Below are 18132 nucleotides of genomic sequence, written 5' to 3' on the forward strand. Positions count from 1 at the left end.
AGGAAACCCTATGAAACTGTCCGGCCGGGCGCGTAAAAGCCTTAACGAAGTGGACCACCTGCTGCGCCGCCATGCCGAGGTAGTAAGGCCGCGCCGCCAGTGGGTGGACGACGTGGTGGCCTGGTGCCATGAGCATTACATCGACCCCGGCCTGCGCCTGAACGGCAAAGAACTGCACTTCGACCGCGAGCTGATCAAACAGATCAATAAGACCCTGCTCAGCCAAGGGCAGGCACCAGTCGGGCGCTCATTGAGCGGGTTATCCAGCCTGGAGCAGGCCAAGGAAGGGGTGGAAGAAGACAAAAGCCTGGGGGAGAGCCCGCGCAGCCACCGCGTGCTGGTGAACGTGCCGTCACAACATCCCGGCTGGCTTTCCCACGCCCCCCGCGCGATTGCCGATGTGGATTGGCGCGGCATTCAGCTGGAGACGTGTGATGCGCTGATTCAGGTGGAAAACCTCGACTGCTTTTACCACTTCGACCCCACCTCGCTTGCGCTTCAACACAGCCAGCAACCGCTAGTGGTTTACCGGGGCGATAGCCAGTACGGCGGCGCCTTCCGCCCCCTGGCCGAAGCCTGGCGCAACACCCGAAAAGCGCATTACTACGCCGGGGATTTTGATGTAAAGGGCGTCAGCCTCGCGCTTTCCAGCGGTGCTACAGCGCTTTTGGTGCCGCCGCTGGAATGGCTACAGCACCACGCCACCGGCTTCCACGACCCGGCAGAGCAACTGCCATTTCGCCCCGCACTGGAACGCCACCGCAACGCGCTCCCCGCCGCCCACCCGCTGCAACCCTACCTCGCGATTCTACTCGGCTCGCACAAAGGCCTCCGCCAGCAATGGTTCGAAACTTTGGTCAGCGTGGTGGTCCGTTAAAACAGCACACGGAATGAGATGGCTCTATGGCAGGGTCGGTAGCATCAATGGAACTGCCCACGTCCGCCAAACCAAGGCTCGCAGTAATGAAATGTTGATTTTCATTACTGACTCGATGTCAGCGCAGCAGTCGGCGGGCGCGGTTTAGTGTCAGGGCGCCCAGTGCTAATTTTTTGCTCAACCTGATGACGCTGCCGGGGCGGCGTAGCACAGGAAGTAGTGCGATGCCTGCCGTGGCGATAAGCGGTATGCGCCATTGCCACGCACGCTGTAACCCTTGGTCAATAGGTGCGGCGCTTTGCCTTAATCGGGCGCTGTGATACATCAAGGCTAAGCGCTGTTGATCAATATGGGCTTCAAGCTCAGCCTTAAGCTCAGCTTTGCTTTGCTGGCGCTTGGTGGTGGCCTGGTTAGCGCTGTGACTCATCAGGCGCCTCCAGTAGTGCGCGGTCCATGGCTAGGTGCTTGAGCGTGCTGGCCAGTAGGGTGCGCTTGCGGGCCATGCGTATAACCCAGGCTAGCGAGAGCAAGCCACAGGTCATCAATACTGCCGCTGATACGCCGATAGCGGTCAGGCGGTGTGTATCCCAGAAGATGACGATAATCAGCGTGGTCAGCGCGCCGATGCCGAGAAGCAGAAGAACCAGGCCCAAGCCAATCAGGATAGCCATGGTGACCAAGCGCGCCCGTTCTTCTTCCAGCTCCACAATAGCGAGACGCAAGCGCGTCTCGCCAGTGGCGACCAGGTTGCCAAACAACTGCTTGCCAGCATCCAACACGCGTTGAGCCGGCCCCTGATTGGATGACATTAGCGGCGGCCGATCAGCATGCCTATGACAACGCCGACCCCGGCACCGATGCCGATGCTGGTCCAGGGGTTGTCGCGCACATAGCGATCACAGGCGTCAGCTTGGTCGGTTACCGTGTCGCGGGCGCTGTGGTACATCTCCTCGCCACGGGCTTCCAGGCGGGAGCGCGCTGCAGACAGGCGTTTTTCGGCACTTGCCCGCATTTCCTTGATGTTGCTGCGCGAATCGTCAGCAGTCGCTTGCAACATTTCTTCGACCGTATCGGTGAGGTGCTGAATATCCTCTTGAAGCTGACGAGTACTGGGGCGCTTGGATGAACGATCTGCCATGGGTCATTCCTCTTGGTAACTAATGTGTAACAGGGCTGACGTATGCCAGTAAATTTACTGGCAACAGGGATAACGACACCTGCTATCAGTTGAAGGTTCCCGTAGTGTATAGCGGGTTGAGGCTGAATCCGATACCTAGGCGCTGTACTTCACGGTCATAGTCAATCAGGTTGTCGCCGTAACCATAGTAATACTGGATGTGGCCGCGCACTTTGCCAAACAATGGCCACGAGTAATCAATCTGGGTGCCCATGTTGCCTTTATCAAGGTTGCCGCGCCATTTAACGGTGGCTTCTTGACCGCCTCCGAACTGTCTGCCAATGGTGATGTCGCCGTAGCCCTTGTAGTCAAGGATGTCGGGGTTGTCGTCGTTGCTTTTACTTTCAGGAACGCGCCAGTGAGGGGCGAAGGTGATTGCCCAGTCGTCCTTGATAAATGTGGAGGCCGCGGTGATCCGGTTCCAACTGCGTGATAATGGGCTTGAGCGACCGTTGGACTGGTGGTTAAAGCCGATACGGTTGTTGATATTGGTCCAGCCGAGCAGAGGGGTGTTGTTATGGAAGTCGAGAAATAGTTCTGGCTCGTAGTTGGTTTCGCGAAATGGTGACGACGCATCTGTGTTATAGGCTTGCCACCAGCTGCGTTGAGTGTAGCCGAAGTATAAGTCACCATTGTTAAATATCAGGTTTTCAGCTAAGGCGAATTTTGCACTGAACTGGAAAACCATTTCAAAGCGATCTGGACCGTGCTCATCATCAATGTATCTAAACGACTCTGTATTCGGCGTGGTCGTATAAGTGAGGGGCAGTAAATAGTTACGCCGGTGCGTGGTGATCGCTAGTGGATTATATTGAGATTCTGCCTCAAGCATGCGGCGTTTGACGACCGCCTCGCTAAGACTGGCTTCTTTCTGTCTGTGATTTTGACTGTCTTTTGGTTTGGGCTCCTCAAGCTCCAGCTCATTGCTGATGGAGCGTTCTTCTGTATAAGAGTGCTGATGCGCAGAGCTTGGCCCCGGTTCGAGTTGCTGGCGAAGTGATTGCAGCTCAGCCTCAAGGCTTTCGATTCTTTGCTGTATCGCTTGCTGTTCTTCGCTATTGACAGGGCGACTCTGGGCCTGCGTGCTTAGAGAAAAGCCGCTGGTGACAAGGAAAATAATGAGCACGTTGAAAAAACGTGGCGATTTCATGAGAGCGCTGCCCTGGTTGGGTGAGATTGCCGTTCTACCATGCTGTCGCGACAAGTCAACTTTTGCGATGTGTGATGATGGCAACATGTTGCTTGTCCTGTAATGATAGAAAGCTAAGTGTCGCTGTATTGTCATGTGCTTGCAAAGCCGAGGTACGATGTTTTACGTCAAAGGTTTCTCACTATCACCTCTACATCCATGGTGGAAAGGCGGCGTTTTTATCGCTTGCCTATGGATGTCGCTTATTTTTTCAGGCCTGGCAGGCGCGTCTGGCTTGCCTGAGCGTGGCCTGCTGCAGGCACGCTTAGATGAGCTGATGGCTGCTCAGGGTGATGCGCTGGGCGGTGTCGAAAAGCGTAAAATTGAGGCGCTTGAGGCCTCGATTGAAGATCTTGAGAAGATAGCCCTGGTTGAGCGTCAGCGAGCCGATCTTGAGGCAATGCTGGAAGACATTCCCGTTGAGCTTGAACAGTTGAGTCGCCGCCTTCAGGCGGAGGAAGAAAGTCCGAGCACCGACGCGTTGTTGGCTGCTCTTGGTGATATGTCGCTTGAGCAGCTGGAGCAGTATCAAACTGAGCAGACCGAACCCTTGCATGACGCGCGTGAGCAACTGGCGAAAACAGAAACTCAGTTGTTAGGTACACGAACCTTGCCGGAGCGGGCTCAGCAAGCCATTACTGAGGCTACGCGAATGTTGGAAACGGCGCGTTCTTCGGTGAATAGGCAAATTTCTTCAAGACTGGAAGAATCGGCTCCGCAGCGTATTCGGCTTAGCGTGCGTCAAGAGCTGGCAGAGGCGCAGCTGGCGCTTAATCATCGTATGCTGGCAACAAATTCACGGTTACGCGAGCTGTTAAAGCAACGCCAAGAGCTATTAGAGCGCTGGGTAGAAAAGCAAGAAGCGAAGTTGCTGGTTATTCAGAGCCAGCTTGAGCAACGGCGCCGTGAGAACTCCGAAGCGTTAATTGCCGGTGTCGGTAGAGAGGTGCTTGATGAGGTAATGTCGGTGCCTGTGATTGCTCATGTTTTTCAGCGCAACCGTGAGCTCACGCTTGAGCTTTTGGAAGTGAGTGCTCAGACACGTGACATGCAGCGCTTGGCTCAGGAAGCTCAACACCAGCTTGATAAAATGCGCCAAGTGCAGCGCGGTTTGGCCGATTACGTTGAGGCTGCACGCGGTAGCATCTTGTTGTCACAAATCTTACGAGAACAGCGTAAAGCGTTACCCAAGGTGGCGGCACAGGGGGGCTTGAAAGATGACATTGCCGATCTGCGGTTGAAGCAGCTTGAGCTGGATCATCAGCGTGAAGCACTGTCGACATCTGTGGGCAAGGCTGTTGAGCAGCTGACAATGACAGCACAAGACCCCGTTCAACGTGAGCAGCAACTGGAAGCGTTTGATGAACTGATAGCTAAGCAGCGCAAGCTGATCGATGAGTTAGAGCCGGTGTATGGCGAGCAGCTATCAGCGGCTATTGAGCTGAAGTTGGTTGAACAGCAACAGCAGGCGCTTAGTGTCAGCCTGCAAAGAACGATCGACAAACAACTGTTTTGGGTGGCGAATGCGCGCCCTCTGGACCTTGCTTGGTTGCGAAGGTTGCCCGAGCATTTTGCCGCAGAGTGGCGCGCGGGTGAGTGGCGTCGTGGCTTGCCAGTGCACTGGAAAAGGCCTGGGCCTGGCGCGTGGTTAGGGGTGCCGGTAGCGCTTGTCGCTGTGGTGTTGCTTGGTTTTAGGCGGCGGATTTTGCGTTATTTGCAAACGCTCCATGATCAGGTTGGACGGTTGCGCTTTGATAGCCAGGCGCATACGCCTAAGGCTGTTGCGCTGACTTATTTGTTGGCGTTGCCCAAGCCGTTGCTGCTGTTATCCGTCAGTGTTGCCCTGCAAGCTGGCGCGGGTGTGGATGGTCAGGCTGTTGGAACGATGTTGCTGCATGTGTCATTGGCGTGGAGCTTAGTCGCTTGGATGCGGGCGCTATTGGTTCCAGGTGGCGTCGCTATTCAGCATTTCCATTGGTCGTCAGGGTACGCGTCACAATTACGGTATTGGTTGCTGTGGCTGGGCGTTGCTCTCATGACGGTGCTAGTGATTGGGCTATTGGCGCAAGGCGCTGGAATTAACCTGTCTCAGCGGCCCTTGGTTATGCTGCTACTGTTGAGTGGGTTAGGTGGCATGAGTTGGTCATTGGCTAAGTTGGTATTGGCTCATGTTCCCTATTTTGGCATCAAGTTATTTCGCTTAATGCTGGGCTTGCTGATTGCTCTCGTTCCGCTGGTGCTGGGAGGGCTGGTGGTATATGGCTACACCTACATGGCATTAAGTGTACTGGATCACTTTGTTCTGACGTTGTATCTGTGTGGCTTCTGGGTGCTGGTTGAGTCGATGGTTGTTCGAGGGCTGGCAGTGGCTGCGCGGCGGCTGGCTTATCGTCGTGCATTAGCGCAGTCTGCCCAAGCCACAAATATGGCTCAGGAACGTGCCGATAACGCGGACATTCCCGAAGAGCCTCCGCTGGATATGCAACAGGTCAGCCAGCAGTCACTACGACTGTTCAAGCTCATTTTGATGATGGCCTTTGTGGTGATGTTGTACTTGGTGTGGCGTGAGTTGCTGACGGTGCTCAGCTACCTTGATCAGATCGCTGTGTTCGGCGGTGAGATGTTTGATGCGGCTGGGTCAGGGGGCGTCTCGGTGGCGGATGTGCTGGTCGCGCTGTTGATCTTTGCGTTAGCCGTGGTGATGGCGCGCAACCTGCCCGGTTTGCTAGAGGTGATGGTGCTGTCGCGCCTTGAGCTGAAGCCGGGCAGTGCTTTTGCGATCAGTTCGTTGCTGGCCTATACCATCATGTCGATTGGGATTGTGGCGTCGTTGGGTACGCTTGGCGTGTCTTGGCAGAAACTTCAGTGGCTGGTGGCAGCTCTCGGTGTGGGTCTGGGCTTTGGTCTGCAGGAAATTTTTGCCAACTTCATTTCTGGTTTGATCATCCTGTTTGAGCGGCCAGTGAGAATCGGCGATACCATTACCATTGGAACCTTGAGTGGGACCGTTAGTCGCATTCGAATTCGGGCGATTACCGTGGTCGATTTTGACTTGAAAGAAGTCATCATTCCCAATAAAACGTTCGTGACAGACCAGTTGATTAATTGGTCGCTGTCAGACAGCGTAACGCGCGTAATACTTCACTATGGCGTGGCTCATGGCTCTGATCAGCCGCTGGTTCATCAGCTGCTGCATCAGGCGGCCCGTGAGAACCCTCGAGTGTTGAAGGAGCCAGAGCCGCAAGTATATTTTATGGCATATACCAGCAGCAGTATGGACTTCGAGGTGCGGATATTTGTTAGCAGCCTTAAGGATAGGCTGATGTCGACAGATGAAACCAACGTGCGGGTCGCTGAGTTGTTTGCCGAGCATGGCGTTAAGGTCGCTCATAATCGTTTGGATGTGCGCCTGGACCGCGAGCAATGGGGGCCTGAGCCGAACCGTTGAGCTGGGTTTTGGGTCTGATACAGCATTATGCCATATGGCTTTAGGTGTCAGGTCCTTGTTCTTGCCTCATGGGCTTGTTATAGTGCGTCCCGCTTCGCAGGTTATTGATCTGCTTGGCGATGGACATTTAATGATGGGTATCAGTAAATGTCGTGCTGTGGTGGCCCCGTCGGTCCTCCCGCAACGCTATATCGCAAACCCCGCCAGGCCCGGAAGGGAGCAACGGTAGTGATGGACGCGTGTGCCGGGATGTGGCTGTCGGGGCCGCCTCCATTTTGTGGGTCCCGCTTCTGAGTATTACCGGCTTTGGCTACCAGTTGCTTTATGCCGCCTCTGCTTTTCTTTCTCTTCTTTTTCTTTCTCTGCTCTCTTTTTGTTTTTCTTCTGGGTGATTGTCGACACTCTGTGATTGCTGTTGTCGTTGTTAGCTTTTCGTTTTGTTACTTGAGGCTGACTTAGGAGTGAGGCAGCGGAGCGGATGCGAGGCACTTAGCGGCGGGTTCATGATAATATTTCGCGCAAATTTAAGGCTGCTCCAGCTCTAGGGCCGGTCGGCAAACAGTAATCACGACATGACGACGGGTGAGACATGACAAATGGTGCGCAGCCCCGTATCCAATGGTTAGGCCGGTGGGGGTTCATTCTTGCAGCGACAGGTTCAGCCGTAGGGCTAGGCAATATCTGGAAGTTTCCCTATATCACCGGAGAGTATGGTGGTGGTGCCTTTGTGTTGGTTTATCTGCTGTGCATCATGGCGGTAGGGGTTCCGGTAATGATGACCGAAATTGCCTTTGGTCGTCGTGGTCGGGGTAGCCCTGTTGATGCGATTCGTCGGGTGGTCAACGAGTCGGGTGGCAGTCGTGGGTGGTCCTTGCTGGGTTGGATGGCCATGTTATGCGGTTTCATGGTGCTGAGTTTTTATGTCGTGGTCGCTGGTTGGTCGTTCTCGTATCTATGGAAAACCCTCGTCGGCGGACTGAGTGGCTCTAGCGTGGATGACATGGCGGCCATTTTTGCTGCTAACAACGCTAGCCCATTGAATCTGGGGTTGTGGAGCACGCTGGTGACGGTAGTCACTATGCTGATTGTAGGTAAGGGCGTTCAGGCGGGTATTGAGAAAAGTGTCAGTTGGATGATGCCCGGTATGGTACTGATGCTGGCGGTATTGATTGTGTATGGCGTTTTTTCTGGAGGCTTTGGTGACGCGATGCGGTTTTTGTTCTCGTTTAACGTCGGAAGCTTGTCCAGTGAAGGCATGTTGGCAGCACTGGGGCAGGCATTTTTTACCCTGTCGCTGGCGTCGGGCGCTATCCTCACTTATGGCAGCTATTTGCCTCAAAGTGCCTCTATCGGGCGTACCGCACTGAGTGTGGCGTTGGCTGATACCGTTGTGGCATTAATGGCTGGTATGGCGATCTTTCCGGTAATTTTCGCTAATGGTATGAATCCAAGTAGCGGCCCTGGGTTGATTTTTATGAGCTTGCCGCTGGCATTTCAAGCCATGCCTTTTGGCACGTTGTTTGGTTTTCTGTTTTTTCTGATGCTGTCTATGGCTGCGCTAACCTCTTCGGTATCAATGATTGAGGCAACAGTATCTTGGCTGACCGATAACAAAGGCATGTCTCGCACTAAGGCCTCTTGGTTGGCGGGTAGTGTGTTGTGGTTGGTCAGTACATTAGCCATGTTGTCGTTCAATATAGGTGGTGACTGGACTCTGGCTGGTAAGCACTTTTTCGATTGGCTGGATTACCTGACTTCACGCTGGATGATGCCGCTGGGCGGGCTAGGTATGGTGCTTCTGGCAGGGTTTGTGCTCAATGAGCAGAGCTTCCGAGACGAGCTTGGACTGTCGCGCTTCTGGTATATGGTGTGGTTGTTCATGGTGCGTTATGTCAGTCCGTTAGGGATTGGCCTGGTATTTGTTGATGCCTTGGGGTTGGTCAGTTTGCAGATCCACAGTCATTGGCCATGGTTGCTGCTAGGGCTGATTGCTATCACTCTGCTGGGCGAATGGGTTCGCCCTAGGCTTCGCTTGTTGCCATAATGCCAAGTGAGTTGTGTGCCTTATATCTCGATGGTTATAACCTTGGTGCGCAATATCAGTAGCCAGGCTACGTTCTTTTAATTACTTTGTTGCATATTCATTTATTTGTTTGTGAGATTTTGGAATATGCGCAGTGCTACAGCAGCCGTTGAAAGTGCGTTGGAGGCTCTGCCTTCTTGGGCGAGCGAGATGCCTGCGGGTTCGGTGAGCTTGGTGGGTGTTGGGCCGGGTGATCCAGAGTTGTTAACCATCAAGGCCTGGCGACGTTTGCAGTCGGCGGATGTCATTTTATATGACCGTTTGGTTAGCGACGAAATTCTTGCTTTAGCACCACCTCAGGCTGTTCGTTGCTATGTCGGTAAGCAGCGGTCGTCACATAGCGTGCCGCAGAGTGGCATTAATCAGTCATTGATTGACTGGGCCAGCGCAGGAAAGCGTGTGGTGCGGCTTAAGGGCGGTGATCCGTTTATTTTTGGTCGTGGGGGAGAGGAGTTGGAAGCGTTGGTTGCCGCGGGCATCGAAGTTGATGTAGTGCCCGGTATTACGGCGGCTTCTGGCTGTGCAGCTTATGCTGGAATTCCTTTGACCCACAGAGATCATGCCCAGTCTGTGCGCTTTGTGACGGGGCATTTACACAACGGAAGCTGCGATCTTGACTGGCAGGCCTTGTCTCGTCCTGGTCAAACATTAGTGTTTTATATGGGGCTGGGTAGTATTGCCACGATTGCTGAGCAACTGATAGCCCACGGTGCAGGGGCTGACTTACCGTTGGCGCTGGTCGAGCAAGGGACTACCCAGCGCCAACGAGTACACACGGGTACGCTGGGGAAATTGCCAGCCGCCATCACCCAAGATATCATTCGACCACCAACACTGATTATTGTTGGCACAGTTGTGACGTTACATGGTGCTCTGGAGTGGTTTGACTGTGGCCGTGCTGCAAGTGTTGGCTGGCTGCAGGGGAAGCATCCTAGCCCGCCATGAATGTTCAAGGCGCCTCAGCCGATATCTCGGTCCAGGCGTACAAACCGTCATGAGGTCTGAGAATGGTACTTTTCAGTAAGCTAAGAAAAGCGTGCCCAAATATTTTGCGGGTCACTTTATTGACGACTGCCATGATAGGGGCGGCAGCAGGTAATAATGCCTTGGCCAGCAATGTCGATCAGAAAGGCATTGCTTCCTATTATGCAGATTACTTCGATGGCCGAACGACAGCTAGTGGCGAAATATTTAGGCAAAGTGCGCTCACTGCGGCACACCGGACACTGCCTTTCGGCACTGTCGTTACCGTAACTCGCCGAGACAGCGGTAAGCAGGTTGATGTGGTGATTAACGACCGTGGACCTTTTGTTAACGGGCGTGTGATTGATTTGTCTAAAAAGGCGGCTCGTGAACTCGGTATGCTGCACCGAGGTACAGTGCCGGTCGAGCTGGTTGTCCAGCGCTGAATTGAGGGGGTGAATGACACGCTGCAATTAAGCGGTCTGATTACATCGCCAGTAGAAACGGCACTCTTTTTCAGAGGTGCCGTTTTTTTGCTTTTTCGCACCGTTCTTACTGAGCGTCTGCTGAGGTGGTCACTTCGGGGAGAGTGGGCGAAAATTCGCGTTGCCAGCGCTGTAATAGCGCTTGGCGTTTCAGATTATCTAGAGTGGCTAAGAGTGCTGGCGTTAGTGCTAACGGCCGCAGTGCATCGCCATGTAAGCGACGCAGTTCAGCGGCGCTGCCTTCGCCGATCACCTCGGGGTGCAGGGCCCCAAGAGGTGTTTGTTCAGCAATAATGTGTTGGCCTGTTTTGCCGAGTAAAAAGTCCATGAAGGTGCGAGCATTTTCTGCATTAGGAGCGTGGCGAGATACTAGTGCAGTGCGTTGGGTCACTAGCACATAGCTTTCGGGAATAATGATTTCTAACTCTGGATTAGCTTCAACACTGGGTTGCGCATAACTTCCTAAAAGACCGTAACCAATCCAGAAACGGCCTTCTATCAGCCCCTCCAGCATTGCACTGGTGGTATTGACAAGCTGGGCATTGGCGTTGCCGAAGGCGCTGATAAGATCCCAGTAACGAGGTGAGAGTTGAGCTTCCTGAATGGCATGACTGTAGCCTGCGCCACTTGTTGCGGGGTTGTAAGTAACGATTCGGCCATTCAAGTCGGTGCCGTGCGCTTTCAGTAGGTTGAGTAAATCAACATATCCAGAAAGCTGACCATAGCGCTGTGTTAACTCGCGGTGCACGACCATGACGACCGGCTCAAAAGTAAAGGCGAACAGCTCTTGGCGCCAGCGTGCTTGAGCTGGCCAGCTTTTTGCAATGGGCGAGTCGAGTGATTGGGCGTAACCATCATTGGCTAATTGGTACTGCCAGGGCATGGCGGAGGAGATGAGAATGTCGACCTCATTAGGGGCATCCTGAAAGCGTTGATGTAGCTCTAGAGTTTCCAGATTGCGGTAAGTAATGCTGATATGTGGATAGCGTTGGTGGAACGCACTTAGGATGGGAGTGATGTATTCCATATCGAGGGCGCCGTGGAGCACTAACTCGTTTTTAGATGACGTGTTTTTGGCATTGAGTGTGAGTACATTTGCGGCAGTGCGAGTCGTATCGCCCAGAATGTTGTCAGCCAACCCAGGGCGTGGCGTGATGAATACTGTCAGCAGCAGAGTTAGGCAGGTGCTTAGGTAGCGCATGGGGTGTTTTCCGCAATACTGAGGTTGGGCTGGGAGGCTGGAAAATATAATGCAGCACGCAAGCCGCCAGTAGGTGAGTCGCTGAGTATGAATTGGGCGTGATGGGCGCGAGCGATGCTATTGACAATGGCCAGGCCCAGTCCGCTCCCTTCGGGGTCATGGCTGATGCGATGAAAAGGGCGTAAAACACGTGTGCGCAAGGCGGTGGGAATGCCAGGCCCGTCGTCATCCACCAGAATACCTAATGGCTCCATGGTAGTGCTGAGAGTGATGTGCCTGGCCCCGTGGCGCTGGGCATTATCGATCAAGTTGGAAAGGGCTTCTTCCAGTTGCCATTGCTCACCAAAAATCACTGGAGGCGTGGTGTTGGTTTCCGCGCTTGGCGCGTTAAGTCCAAGGTCGATGCCGGCACGGTGACAAGTGCTCCAGTGTCTAGTGACGGCATCTTGAGCCAGATGAGCCAGGTTGAGTGGCTTTAGTTCAGGGCGATACTCAGGATTATTCAACCGAGTGAGCGACAGTAATTGCATGGCTTGGCGAGACGCGTGGGTGCTGGTATCTAGCATAGCTTTCAGTGCGTCGCGCCATTGTTCAGGGTCTTGGTGACGTAGTGCCAGTTCGGCGCGGGCTGACAAGCCAGCTAAGGGAGTGCGTAACTGATGCGAGGCATCGCCGATGAAGCGCTCCTGCCCTGCGTGTACTCGGCGCATGCGTTTTAGTAGTTCATTAAGTGCTTCGCGTAATTCGGCAAGCTCGCGGGGAAGCGGTAATGTCAGAGGCTCCAGCGTGCGAGGGTCTCGTTCGCGCAGGGCACGTCTTAGGCGGGTTAGTGGTGCTAGTGCTAAGCGGATTGCCACAAGAAAAATGCTGACTGATAGCGCTGCCATGCCAAGGATGTAGCTAAGGCTGCGCCGAAAAAGTTGGTTAGTGAGCTGTTGTCGGCCTTCTCGGGTATGCGCCATGCGTACTTCGAATCCGGCGGATGTTTGCCATACATCAATTCGCGCGTAGCGTGTGCCTAGCCTTAGTGGCAGGTCGCGGTAATGCATGTTGTCTACGGTGAAAATATCGTTGCCCGGGCTGCTGTGGGAGTTCTCAGTCCCTAGGGCAGGCAGCTCAATGTTGCCTGTGACAAAACGACCATTGGCATCGTGCAGTGAATAGAAAACACGTTCCTCTGCGTCGGTAGATAACATTTCTAGTGCGGCAGGAGGCAGGTCTAGCCACAGGCGATCGTCTTGCCACTTCACTTGCTCTGCAATGGCTAATGTGGCGGCTTCGAGCAGGCGGTCGTAGGCGCGGTCAGCAGTGAGCTTAGCATCTAGCCAGGCTTGTTGAACCATGATGCCGCCGAGCCCCAGCAATAAGAGCAGCAGCCAGCCAAGCAGTCGAGCATATAAACTATTCGCAACGCTCACTCGGTTTCCAACACATAGCCAAGGCCTCGCACAGTGCGTAATGTCACTTTGCTGTCGCACAGGTGTTTGCGCAGTCGGTGTACATAGACTTCGATGGCGTTGTCTCCCATGGTGTGGCCTTGAAAGGCTTGTTCGGTAAGCTGAGTTTTGTCAACGGGCTGGCCGGCATGGCGCATTAAGTAAACCAGTAGCCGTTGTTCACGGGGCGGCAAGGCTAATGATTTGCCGTTTAAGTATAGTTGCTGGTTTAGAGGGTTTAGGCTCAGGCCGCCAATTTCTAAGGTGCGGCGCCGTAGTAGGGCGCGTATCCGTGCTTCTAATTCATCCAGTGAAAAGGGTTTAGCCAGGTAATCATCAGCCCCTAGGTCTAAGCCTTTCACTCTATCTTCGATCGCGCCTCGGGCGGTAAGAATGAGTACAGGTGTGTCGCGGTCATGGCGACGTAGTGCTGCTAGTACGTCAAGGCCGCTACAGCCAGGAAGGTTGAGGTCGAGCAGTACTAGGTTAATAACATGATCTTTTTGAGTCAGGCGTTCGCGCGCATTGATGCCATCGCCAAGGTGGAGTACATGATGGCCAGCTTGCTCTAGGGTGTGCTTGAGAGTCTCAGCCAGTAGGTGGTCGTCTTCAACGAGCATCACAGTCATAGCTTCAACCCTGGCAGTGGTAAGGTGTGTATCAGTGCCTGTTTCGCAACTAGCAGAGCTTGACGCGCCTCCGCGCAACTTAAGCGACCCGCAGGGCCGGACAGTGATAGCCATTGTTGAGGGGCGCCAGCCTCTGCTGATAGCTCTAAATATTCCATGAAGCCGCTGGGTAGCTCGGGGCAGGGGGTGTGTCCGTTAGCTTGCCAGTGGTCGCCAGGGTGAAGAGCATGGTGTAAGGCGGCGCTAGGTAAAGCGCTAAGCCGACAGTACACGTCGGTTTTTCCTCGAACAAGTAGTGCAGCAGTTTCCCCGCTGGTCTCGGCCAGTTGGTCCAGCGCTGGTTGAACAAGTGCTGCTAACTGTTGTGATGGGCTATGCCGTAGAGCCAACTCCACAGGGCGCATGCCTAGCCGCCACAAACCGTCGTTGCCACGTTTAACGTAGTCGAAGCGTTCCAGTGAGCCGAGCAACCGAAGCAGAGTGCTTTTGTAAAACCCTGTTGCCTTGGCCAGCTCAGGTAGGCCGAGGGGGGGATGCTCTGCGTTGAAGACGTCCATGATTGTCAGGGCTCGTTCAACAGCTTCTACTCTATCTTGTGCCATAGGGCATCCTTTCATTTTTCGAGCGCTAGTGGCTTGGGGTGTTACCACTTTGGTCGCAACTTGGAGACTGGGTGTTGACCCATCAGCAACAGCTGTCTAGCTTTCTATTCAGGAGAACATGATTCCACCTTACAGAATTGTAAGAAAGTACTGTAAGCGAGGTGCCGATGTTCTACAAGTCATGTTGTGTGCTCGGCGCTCTGTACTTGCTACGCCGGTGAATTTGTTCTTACTTTTGCCACTGCTTGAGGAATACCGCCATGTCGTTACCTATGCCTGTTAAATTAATTGCTATTGCCACGCTTGCTTTAGGGGCCAGCTCTGCGTTGGCTTTTGAGCCGAAAGGTAAGGTGGAATGCCTTGCGCCGGCTGATCCTGGCGGCGGCTGGGACTTTACTTGCCGTAGCGTTGGGAATGTGCTCGAGACACTGGATCTAGTGCCTGCCAGTGTGCAGACCATCAATATGGCGGGTGCGGGTGGTGGTGTTGCATTTGCCCATACGGTAAGCAAGCGTGCTGGAGATGATCAGCTGCTAGTGGCTGCGTCTACGGCCACGACAACGCGCTTGGCCCAAGGACAGTTTCCGGGTATGGATGCCAGTATGGTTAATTGGGTTGGGGCCTTAGGTGCTGACTATGGCGTGATTGCGGTAGCTAACGACTCTGAGTATCAGGACCTTCCTGCGCTAATGGAGGCGCTGAAAACTGACCCGCGCAGCGTTAAGTTTGCTGGGGGCAGTGCTAAAGGTGGCTGGGATCACCTTAAGGTGCTGATCGCTGCTCAGGAAGCTGGTGTTGAAAATCTGCCGCGCATTGCTTATCTGTCGTATAACAACGGCGGTGAAGCAATGACGCAGGTGGTGGGCGGCCATGTTGATGCGTTTACTGGCGATATTACTGAAGCTCAGGGTTTTATGGATTCTGGTGACCTGCGTGTGCTGGCCGTTTTGTCGGAGGAGCGCCTGCCGGGTGAATTCAGCGAGATTCCTACCGCACGTGAGCAGGGAATTGATGCTCTCGGTCCTAACTGGCGCGGTTTTTATATGCCGGCAGATATTTCTGATGAGGCCCGTGAGTACTGGGTGGGCGCTATGGACACCATCTATGAAAGTGATGAATGGAAAGAGGTTATGTCCAGTAATGGTTTGATGCCCTTTCATATGACGGCAGGTGAGTTCCAGGATTTCGTGACTCAGCAGATTGTTGATATTGAAACGCTGTCTAAAGACATCGGGCTGGTTCAGTAATGAGGCTGAATGATCGTATTTTTGGTGCTGTATTGCTTGCTCTGGCCGTTGCTTACGGCTGGGGCGCAACCCAGTTCCCGGAACCCTTCGGGGGCGCTGAGACTGTTGGGCCTGACACTTTCCCCAAGCTGCTTGCTGTGGTGCTGAGTATCTCAAGCTTGTACTTGATGTTGCGTCCAGACCCAGACAATGCCTGGCCTTGGAACCGTACTGGCATTGAGCTGGTGATTGCCGTGGTTGTGCTGGTGCTGTATTCCGGCTTATTACAGCCGTTAGGTTTTATTATCAGCACGACTCTGGCCGTGGGGACGTTGTGTTGGCGCATGGGCGCTACGCCAGTCAAGGCCTATGTAACAGGCGCTGTTTCTGGGGTGGCTGTGTTTGTGATTTTCAACTTCGTATTGGGGCTTGTGTTGCCGTTAGGCTTACTGTCCTTCTTGGAGGTGAGCTAATGGAAACCTTGGGTTATTTGATCGATGGTTTTGGTGTGGCATTAGCGCCACACAACCTGATGTTTGCCCTGTTGGGTGCCATGCTTGGTACGTTGATTGGTGCCTTGCCGGGGTTGGGGCCCGCCAATGGGGTCGCCATCTTGATCCCGCTGGCTTTCAGCTTAGGGTTGGCTCCTGATACAGCGATGATCATGCTGACCTCGGTGTATGCTGGTGCTATGTATGGTGGGCGTATCTCTTCGATTCTGCTCAATATACCTGGTGATGAGCCAGCCATGATGACGTGTCTTGACGGGTATCCTATGGCACAGCAGGGTAAGGCTGCTGAAGCACTGGCAATCTCTGCTGTAGCGTCCTTTGTGGGTAGCTTGATTGCGACGATCGGCTTGATTCTGCTGGCGCCTGTGTTGGCCAACTTTGCGTTGACCTTTGGTCCGGCGGAATACTTCGCGCTGTTCATGCTGGCCTTTGCGACCCTTGGTGGCATTACGGGCAAGAACCCGATGAAAACCGTGTTGGCCGCTTGTCTCGGGCTGATGATTGCAACGGTCGGTATCGACAATACGGGTGTGCAGCGTTACACCTTCGGTGTGTTGGAGCTGTTTGAGGGCGTTGATTTTATCATCGCCATTGTCGGTCTGTTTGCCATTTCGGAGCTACTGTTTTTCATCGAAGACCGTGCTGGTGGTGGTAAAGAAACGATTTCGGTCAGTAAGCTCAAGCTAAGCTGGAAAGACATCCGTAATATCATGCCGTCGAGCTTTCGTGGTGGCGTGTTGGGTTTTGTTGCGGGAGTGTTGCCGGGAGCTGGTGCGTCTCTGGGAAGTTTTATTGCTTATACCCTTGAGAAGAAGGTGGTTGGTAGCAAAGGAGGGTTTGGTAAGGGCGATCCACGAGGTGTGGCGGCACCTGAAGCTGGCAATAATGGTGCATCTAGCGGTGCATTAGTGCCAATGTTGACGTTGGGTGTGCCGGGCAGTGGTACGACGGCGGTGTTGTTGGCGCTATTGATTTCGCTGAATATTACTCCCGGGCCGTTGATGTTCACCCAGAATGCCGACATTGTCTGGGGAGTCATTGCGGCTTTGCTGATTGGTAATTTCTTGCTACTGGTACTGAATATTCCGTTGGTGGGTATTTTCGTTAAGCTGCTATCAGTGCCGCCGATGTACCTGTTGCCAATTGTTACCATGGTGGCTTTTGTTGGTATCTACTCCATCAGTAACACGACTTTTGATCTGTACTTTATGGTGGCGTTCGGGGTGCTTGGGTATGTGCTGCGAAAGTTGGAGATCCCGCTGGTGCCAGTTATTCTCGGGTTGCTGCTTGGCCCAGAGATGGAAAAGAATTTGCGCCACGCGCTGGATATTTCTGACGGTGACTGGATGGTGCTGTGGGATAGTGGTTTAGCCATCGGGCTATGGGTGTTTGCCGCAATTGGCCTGATACTGCCGACAATTGTTGGGCCGGTTTTGCGTCGTCGCATGCGAGGCCTTGAGCAGAAAGACACTGCTATCGGTGACTAGCGCTATCGCTTATGCTGATTAGTCTGGTGAATTAGGTTGTTAAAAGCGTGTCGCAGTTAACTGCGGCACGCTTTTTTATGCAGCGGGTGTAAGGTGTCGGTTAGGCTGGCACATTGTTAATGTGCTCGATAACTTGTCGCCATCTATTATTTTCAGGAGATAAACCATGGTTCATGTCTATACCTATGCAGGTTCGCGCTCATTACGAGTGGTTTGGACGCTGGAAGAACTGGGGGTGGAATACCAGTGCCATGCGCTGCGTTTGGACAAGGGCGAAGGGCAGACCGCTGAGCATTTGCTGCGTCATCCGGACGGTAAAGTGCCGGTGCTGGTTGATGGTGACGTTACGGTGTTTGAGTCAGGGGCAATTTGTCGTTACTTGGCAGCAAAGTATGGCAAAGATGGCCAGTTAATGCCGAGTGACCTGGAGGGGCAGGCGCAGGTTGATCAGTGGTTGTTTTTTGTGCTGACTGAGCTTGAGCAACCGCTCTGGACTCAGGCAAAGCACACCTTTGCCCTGCCGGATGCGCAAAAGGTACCGGCAGTCATTCCGACCGCAGCTTGGGAGTATAAGCGCGCAATGGGGGCGCTTGAGCGACGCTTTAATGGCGAGGGGTGGCTGGTGGGTGATGCCTTTAGCCTGGCTGATATCTTTTTGGCACAAACGCTAGGCTGGGCTGAGAAAGCTAAGCACCCTGTGCCAGAGCAATTCAAGGACTATCTGGCGCGTTGCGCTGCGCGTCCGGCCTGTGCGCGTGCAGTTGCCAGAGAAGAAGCGGCTGCTGAGGGCGCTTCCTGACCGCTGGCGCAGACCAAA

17 protein-coding genes and 1 other RNA gene are annotated in these 18132 nt (G+C 53.8%); 10 read left to right on the forward strand and 8 right to left on the reverse strand.

Annotation, left to right across the window (positions count from 1 at the left end; all coding sequences use genetic code 11):
• Positions 1 to 10: 10 nt before the first annotated feature.
• Complete coding sequence (locus tag H616_RS0110155; protein ID WP_027967272.1) at positions 11 to 877, forward strand: DUF7281 domain-containing protein; 867 nt, start codon at positions 11 to 13, stop codon at positions 875 to 877.
• A gap of 118 nt (positions 878 to 995) precedes the next feature.
• On the opposite strand, the gene H616_RS0110160 is transcribed toward H616_RS0110155, so the two are convergent.
• From H616_RS0110160 to H616_RS0110175, 4 genes are all read right to left on the reverse strand, one after another.
• Positions 996 to 1304, reverse strand: coding sequence for a YqjK family protein (locus tag H616_RS0110160; protein WP_027967273.1), 309 nt, complete (start codon positions 1302 to 1304; stop codon positions 996 to 998).
• The gene (locus H616_RS0110165; protein WP_027967274.1) at positions 1288 to 1686 is read right to left on the reverse strand and encodes a phage holin family protein; all 399 of its coding nucleotides are present in this window, start codon (positions 1684 to 1686) and stop codon (positions 1288 to 1290) included. The genes H616_RS0110160 and H616_RS0110165 overlap by 17 nt, the downstream gene beginning before the upstream one ends.
• Entirely contained in the window at positions 1686 to 2015 is a 330-nt protein-coding gene (locus H616_RS0110170) for an ElaB/YgaM/YqjD family protein (RefSeq protein WP_027967275.1), read from the reverse strand. The genes H616_RS0110165 and H616_RS0110170 overlap by 1 nt, the downstream gene beginning before the upstream one ends.
• Positions 2016 to 2100: 85 nt before the next feature.
• Positions 2101 to 3204 (reverse strand): phospholipase A, encoded by a 1104-nt coding sequence (locus H616_RS0110175; protein WP_035573080.1) that lies wholly within the window; start codon positions 3202 to 3204, stop codon positions 2101 to 2103.
• Between the two features lie 157 nt (positions 3205 to 3361).
• On the opposite strand from H616_RS0110175, the gene mscK reads away from it, so the two are divergent.
• The 5 genes from mscK (at position 3362) to H616_RS0110195 (ending at position 10183) form a co-directional block, all read left to right on the forward strand.
• Complete coding sequence (gene mscK, locus H616_RS14700) at positions 3362 to 6691, forward strand: mechanosensitive channel MscK (RefSeq protein ID WP_169516161.1); 3330 nt, start codon at positions 3362 to 3364, stop codon at positions 6689 to 6691.
• A gap of 167 nt (positions 6692 to 6858) precedes the next feature.
• Positions 6859 to 6955: signal recognition particle sRNA small type (gene ffs, locus H616_RS15440), an RNA gene on the forward strand.
• Positions 6956 to 7280: 325 nt separating this feature from the next.
• Positions 7281 to 8735, forward strand: a complete 1455-nt coding sequence (locus H616_RS0110185) for a sodium-dependent transporter (RefSeq protein ID WP_027967277.1) — start codon at positions 7281 to 7283, stop codon at positions 8733 to 8735.
• 189 nt (positions 8736 to 8924) lie between these two features.
• Positions 8925 to 9719, forward strand: a complete 795-nt coding sequence (gene cobA, locus H616_RS0110190) for a uroporphyrinogen-III C-methyltransferase (protein ID WP_035573084.1) — start codon at positions 8925 to 8927, stop codon at positions 9717 to 9719.
• A gap of 131 nt (positions 9720 to 9850) precedes the next feature.
• Positions 9851 to 10183, forward strand: a complete 333-nt coding sequence (locus H616_RS0110195) for a septal ring lytic transglycosylase RlpA family protein (protein WP_035573086.1) — start codon at positions 9851 to 9853, stop codon at positions 10181 to 10183.
• A gap of 106 nt (positions 10184 to 10289) precedes the next feature.
• Here the strand turns inward: H616_RS0110195 and H616_RS14705 are convergent, their stop codons facing one another.
• From H616_RS14705 to H616_RS15235, 4 genes are read right to left on the reverse strand one after another with little or no spacing between them, the layout of a single operon-like run.
• Positions 10290 to 11423 carry an ABC transporter substrate-binding protein gene (locus tag H616_RS14705; RefSeq protein ID WP_051234203.1) on the reverse strand — a complete coding sequence of 378 codons (1134 nt, stop codon included), beginning with the start codon at positions 11421 to 11423 and terminating at the stop codon, positions 10290 to 10292.
• Positions 11411 to 12841, reverse strand: a complete 1431-nt coding sequence (locus H616_RS14710) for a sensor histidine kinase (protein WP_051234205.1) — start codon at positions 12839 to 12841, stop codon at positions 11411 to 11413. The genes H616_RS14705 and H616_RS14710 overlap by 13 nt, the downstream gene beginning before the upstream one ends.
• Positions 12838 to 13488, reverse strand: coding sequence for a response regulator transcription factor (locus tag H616_RS0110210; protein WP_027967280.1), 651 nt, complete (start codon positions 13486 to 13488; stop codon positions 12838 to 12840). Before H616_RS0110210 ends, H616_RS14710 begins: the two co-directional genes overlap by 4 nt.
• Positions 13485 to 14090: an IclR family transcriptional regulator gene (locus H616_RS15235; protein WP_027967281.1), complete on the reverse strand. Its 606-nt coding sequence runs from the start codon at positions 14088 to 14090 to the stop codon at positions 13485 to 13487. Before H616_RS15235 ends, H616_RS0110210 begins: the two co-directional genes overlap by 4 nt.
• 260 nt (positions 14091 to 14350) lie before the next feature.
• Between H616_RS15235 and H616_RS0110220 the strand changes: the two genes are divergently transcribed.
• The 4 genes from H616_RS0110220 to H616_RS0110235 all read left to right on the forward strand — a co-directional run bounded on the left by H616_RS0110220 (position 14351) and on the right by H616_RS0110235 (position 18114).
• Entirely contained in the window at positions 14351 to 15337 is a 987-nt protein-coding gene (locus H616_RS0110220) for a Bug family tripartite tricarboxylate transporter substrate binding protein (RefSeq protein WP_027967282.1), read from the forward strand.
• On the forward strand, positions 15337 to 15789 hold the full coding sequence (locus H616_RS0110225; RefSeq protein ID WP_027967283.1) for a tripartite tricarboxylate transporter TctB family protein: 453 nt from the start codon (positions 15337 to 15339) through the stop codon (positions 15787 to 15789). Before H616_RS0110220 ends, H616_RS0110225 begins: the two co-directional genes overlap by 1 nt.
• Complete coding sequence (locus tag H616_RS0110230; protein ID WP_027967284.1) at positions 15789 to 17315, forward strand: tripartite tricarboxylate transporter permease; 1527 nt, start codon at positions 15789 to 15791, stop codon at positions 17313 to 17315. The genes H616_RS0110225 and H616_RS0110230 overlap by 1 nt, the downstream gene beginning before the upstream one ends.
• A gap of 166 nt (positions 17316 to 17481) precedes the next feature.
• Entirely contained in the window at positions 17482 to 18114 is a 633-nt protein-coding gene (locus H616_RS0110235) for a glutathione S-transferase family protein (RefSeq protein WP_027967285.1), read from the forward strand.
• Positions 18115 to 18132: the final 18 nt, after the last annotated feature.

This window comes from Halomonas halocynthiae DSM 14573 (assembly GCF_000425725.1).
Taxonomy (GTDB): domain Bacteria; phylum Pseudomonadota; class Gammaproteobacteria; order Pseudomonadales; family Halomonadaceae; genus Halomonas; species Halomonas halocynthiae.